This window comes from Corallococcus aberystwythensis (assembly GCF_003612165.1).
In the GTDB taxonomy this organism is placed as follows: domain Bacteria; phylum Myxococcota; class Myxococcia; order Myxococcales; family Myxococcaceae; genus Corallococcus; species Corallococcus aberystwythensis.
The window spans coordinates 1-5,013 of the sequence record NZ_RAWK01000438.1; the positions used below are offsets into that span (position 1 = coordinate 1).

Genomic DNA, 5,013 nt, shown 5'->3' on the forward strand with positions numbered 1-5,013 from the left:
CGAAGGAACCGCCCCCTCCGCCCGCCCCCAAGGAGGGCGCGCGCGAAGCCGCCCGGGCGACCGAGGGCGACGGTGGCACCCTGGCCCCCGTGGCCACGCAGGAGCAGCCGGACGCGAAGAAGGACGAGTGGAAGGTGGACGCGCCCCCGGGCGTGGCCACCACGCAGGTGCCCATCGACGTGCGCGAGGGCACGTGGATGAACGTGGACGTGAGCCCGCGCGGGGACGAAATCCTCTTCGACCTCCTGGGTGACATCTACGCGCTGCCCATCGCGGGCGGCGAGGCGCGAGCGCTGACGTCCGGCGCGGCGTGGGACATGCAGCCGCGCTACAGCCCGGATGGGAAGTCCATCGCGTTCACCAGCGACCGGGGCGGCGGGGACAACGTCTGGGTGATGGACCGCGACGGTGGCAACCCGCGTGCGGTGACGCAGGAGAAGTTCCGCCTGCTCAACAGCCCGGCGTGGAGCCCGGATGGGCAGTTCCTGGTGGCGCGCAAGCACTTCACCGGCCGGCGCTCACTGGGCGCGGGCGAGGTGTGGATGTACCACCGCGCGGGCGGCGAGGGCGTGAAGCTCACCGAGCGCGCCAACGACCAGAAGGACCTGGGCGAGCCCGCGTTCTCCCCCGACGGCCGGTATGTCTACTTCAGCCAGGACATCACGCCGGGGAAGTCCTTCGAGTACGACAAGGATCCGAACAAGGAGCTCTACGCCATCCAGCGGCTGGACCTGGAGACGAAGGAGGTGGAGCCCTTCGTCACCGGCCCGGGCGGCTCCATCCGGCCCACGCCGTCACCGGACGGCAAGCAGCTGGCGTTCGTGCGGCGGGTGCGCGGCAAGAGCGTGCTGTACGTGGCGGACGTGAAGTCCGGGGCGGAGCGGCCGCTGTATGACGGGCTCGACCGCGACATGCAGGAGACGTGGGCCATCCACGGTGTGACGCCGGTGGTGGCGTGGACGCCGGACAACAAGTCGCTGGTGTTCTGGGCGGGCGGGACGCTGCACCGCATCGACGTGGCGACGAAGCAGGTGAAGCCCATTGCCTTCCACGTGAAGGGCACGCGCACGGTGTTCGCGGCGGTGAAGGGCACGCGGCCGGTGGCGCCGGACCGCTTCGACGTGAAGATGCTGCGCTGGGTGCAGGTGTCACCGGATGGCAAGAGGCTGGTGTACCAGGCGCTGGGCAAGCTGTACGTGAAGGACCTGCCGTCGGGGACGCCGCGCCGGCTGACGCGGCAGAACGAGCACCTGGAGTTCTACCCGTCGTTCTCGCGGGACGGGCGCTCCATCGTCTACACGACGTGGGACGACGACGCGCTGGGCGCGGTGCGCGTGGTGGCGGCGACGGGTGGCGAGGGCCGCGTGGTGACCGCGCAGCCGGGCTTCTACGTGGAGCCCGCGCTGAGTCCGGACGGCAAGTGGGTGGTGTACCGGACGACGGGCGACGGCTACCTGATGCCGGGCACGTGGAGCCGGGAGACGGGGCTGTTCGTGGTGCCGTCCACGGGTGGGGCCGTGGCGCGCAAGCTGACGCGGGACGGGGAGCAGCCGCACTTCGGCGCGAAGCCGGACCGCGTGTACTTCCTCCACGTGGAGTCCAAGGACGTGGAGGACGTGCGCACGCTGCGCAGCATCGGCCTGGACGGGGGCGAGCCGCGCACGCACCTGACGAGCGGGGGCGCGCTGGAGATGCGCGTGTCGCCGGACGACCGGTGGGTGGCCTTCCGCGAGGACTTCAACGCGTACGTGACGCCCTTCGTGCGCGGCGCGAAGGAGGCGCGGGTGGGGCCGAGCACCAAGGCGATGCCGGTGACGCAGCTGAGCCGTGACGCGGGGGAATACCTGCACTGGTCCAGCCCGGGAGGGCGGCTGTCCTTGCACTGGGCGCTGGGGCCGAAGCTCTACACGCGGGCGCTGAAGGACGCGTTCACGTTCGTGGAGGGGGCGCCCAAGACGCTGCCGCCGCCGGAGGCGGACGGGGTGGACGTGGCGTTCTCCTCGAAGTCGGACGTTCCGGAGGGGACGCTGGCGCTGGTGGGCGGACGGCTGGTGACGATGAAGGGCGAGCAGGTGGTGGAGGAGGGCGTGGTGGTGGTGAAGGGCAACCGCATCGTGGCGCTGGGCCCGGTGGGGAAGGTGAACGTGCCCGCGGCGGCGAAGATCGTGAACGTGAAGGGCAAGACGCTGATGCCGGGCCTGGTGGACGTGCACTGGCACGGGGCCATGGGCGTGGACGGGCTGATGCCGGAGCAGAGCTGGGTGCAGGCGGCGTCGCTGGCGTTCGGGGTGACGACGTTGCACGACCCGTCCAACAACTCGGAGACCATCTTCGCCGCGAGCGAGCTGGGCAAGGCGGGGATGCTGACGTCGCCGCGCATCTTCTCCACGGGCACCATCCTGTACGGCGCGGCCAGCGCGGACGCGCACGTGGAGATCGACACGCTGGACGACGCGCGCCGGCACCTGCGGCGGCTGAAGGCGCTGGGGGCCTTCAGCGTGAAGAGCTACAACCAGCCCCGGCGCGACCAGCGGCAGAAGATTCTCCAGGCGGCGCGCGAGCTGGACATGCTGGTGGTGCCCGAGGGCGGCTCGCTGCTCCAGCACAACCTGACCATGGTGGTGGACGGGCACACGGGGCTGGAGCACTCGCTGCCGGTGGCGCGCATCTACGACGACGTACGCCAGCTCTGGAAGGGCACGAAGGTGGACTACACGCCGACGCTGGGCGTGGCCTACGGCGGGCTCATGGGGGAGAACTACTGGTACCAGAAGACGAACGTCTGGGAGGACACGCGCCTGTTGTCGTTCGTGCCCCGGCGCGTGGTGGACGGGCGCTCGCGGCGCCGCGTGATGATCCCGGACGAGGAGTTCAACCACCAGAACGTGGCCCGTGTGGCGAAGGAGCTGAACGACCTGGGCGTGAGCGTGCAGCTGGGCGCGCACGGCCAGCGTGAAGGCCTGGCGGCGCACTGGGAGCTGGCGATGTTCGTGCAGGGTGGCATGTCCCCGATGCAGGCCTTGCGCGCGGGCACGCTGAATGGCGCGCGGCACCTGGGCATGGACAAGGACCTGGGCTCGCTGGAGGTGGGGAAGCTGGCGGATCTGGTGGTGCTGGACAAGAACCCGCTGGAGGACATCTCCCACAGCCGCACGGTGCGCTACACGATGGTGAACGGGCGGCTGTACGACGCGAACACGCTGAACGAAGTGGGCACGCGGCAGCGCACCCGCGCGAAGTTCTACTTCGAGAAGGACGGCAACGAGGGCTGGAGCCCCCGGGCCAGCACGCACGCCAACGAACAGGTATGCGATTAGGGCTGGTGCTGTTGTTGGGAGGGATCGCGGGCTGTGCAGCAGGCAGCCCGCGGCAGTTCCGCCAATCCCTGGGCCCCGGACCCGGCCCGGGCTGTGTCAGCACGGTGGATTGTCAGTGCAAGGAGGGGTCCGCGGCGGCGTGCGAGACGATGGAGATGATGAAGCCGCCCCGGCCGCGGAAGCCGAACCCGTTGCCTCCTCCTGGTGCGACGGAAGAGGCACGGGAGAAGGAGGCCGAACACAATCGGGAAATTTGTGGTGGCCCCTATCTCAGCTGTGTTGATGCGGGCGGTGATAGCAAACCCGGTCGGGTGGAGGGGGAAAGCCTCTGTGATTCCTGCCGGTCCTACTGTATGGCCCACGGATTCTGGCCCAAAGCCATCTACACCTGGAACGGAAACGCGAAGAAATGCCTGGGAAGATAAGGAAAGCGTTTACTGATCCAACCCTCCACGACCCGTGCTGGAACGCCTTTACCCTGGATGTTGAAGAGACGTCCGGGCTTGCTTCCAGGGATTGGCCACGCTTTCGCGTCGGCGTGAAACAATTGGAGCGGCGCCATACAGGTCGGGTTCCGGCGGCCTCGCTGCGTCGCTACCTCGCCGAAACGGTGTTCTTCTGCGCCGCGCATTGGGGGCAGACCCCGAGGGTCGTGCGTGGCGCGCTGCGTGCGTACCTGAAGCATCCGCTGGACACACGGATGTACTCATACACGGCCGCGGAGTACTGGCAGTGGGCCTACAAGGTCTCCCCCGCGGACCTGCCCGCCGCGGAGGCCATGCTCGCGGAGGTCCGCGAGTACCTGCCATCACTGGACGACCACGAGCGCCGCAACACGGAGGGCCTGCTGGCCTTCCTGGAGCGCCAGCGCCGCTGAGCCCTCAGCGGGCCGTCGCGGCCACCTGGGCCAGGGCCTGCTGTATCTGCGGCAGCGCGTACGGCTTGGGCAGCACCACCACGCCCAGCCACTGCTGCGGATCCCCATCCAGCGCCGCGCGGCCGTGGCCGGACGCGATGATGATGCGCATGGCGGGCTTGCGCAGCGCCACCTCGCGCGCCAGATCCACGCCCGACATGCCCGGCAGCGTCACGTCCGTGAAGAGCACGTCGAACGGCTCCGCCGCCAGCGCCACCCGCGCCTCCTCCGCGCTCGCCACCGGCATCACCGCGTGCCCCAGCAATCCCAAGAGCTCGCTCGCGGACGCGCGGATGTCCTCGTCGTCCTCCACCAGCAGCACGTGCATCCGCCGCGCGGACTCCTGCGTCGCCGCCGGCTCCGCGGCGCGCTCCGGCCATTGGAGCTTCGGCGTCAGCAACCGCTGTTGCCGCTGGTCCAGCAGCGCCCGCACCTTGCGCGCCAGGTCCTCGCGCCGGTACGGCTTGGACAGCAGGTTCACGCCCGGGTCCAGCCGGCCGCCGTGCACGATGGCGTTCTCCGTGTAGCCGGACGTGAAGAGCACCTCGATGTCCGGCTGCAGCGCCTTCGCCTGCCGCGCCAGGTCCGGGCTCCGCACCGGCCCCGGCATCACCACGTCCGTGAAGAGCAGGTCCACCGCCACGCCGCTCTTCAGGATGGACAGCGCGCTCTGCCCGTCCACCGCGCGCAACACCCGGTAGCCCAGCTCCGTCAGCAGCTCCACCACCGTCGCGCGCACGTCCGCGTCGTCCTCCACCGCGAGGATGGTCTCCCGCCCGC

The 5,013-nt window shown here is 69.9% G+C and carries 3 protein-coding genes; 2 read left to right on the forward strand and 1 reads right to left on the reverse strand.

Annotated elements, in window-relative coordinates; translation table 11 throughout:
• Nucleotides 1-3,317, forward strand: a 3,317-nt coding sequence (locus tag D7W81_RS39790; RefSeq protein WP_244227758.1) for an amidohydrolase family protein, incomplete at its 5' end; no start/stop codon positions are given.
• Between the two features lie 700 nt (nt 3,318-4,017).
• A complete protein-coding gene (locus D7W81_RS42645) occupies nt 4,018-4,194 on the forward strand; it encodes a hypothetical protein (RefSeq protein ID WP_158621784.1) in 177 nt (58 codons plus the stop codon).
• A gap of 4 nt (nt 4,195-4,198) precedes the next feature.
• Here D7W81_RS42645 and D7W81_RS39800 read toward each other — a convergent pair.
• Nucleotides 4,199-5,013 (reverse strand): response regulator (locus tag D7W81_RS39800; RefSeq protein WP_120560542.1); only part of this gene is annotated, 815 nt, incomplete at its 5' end.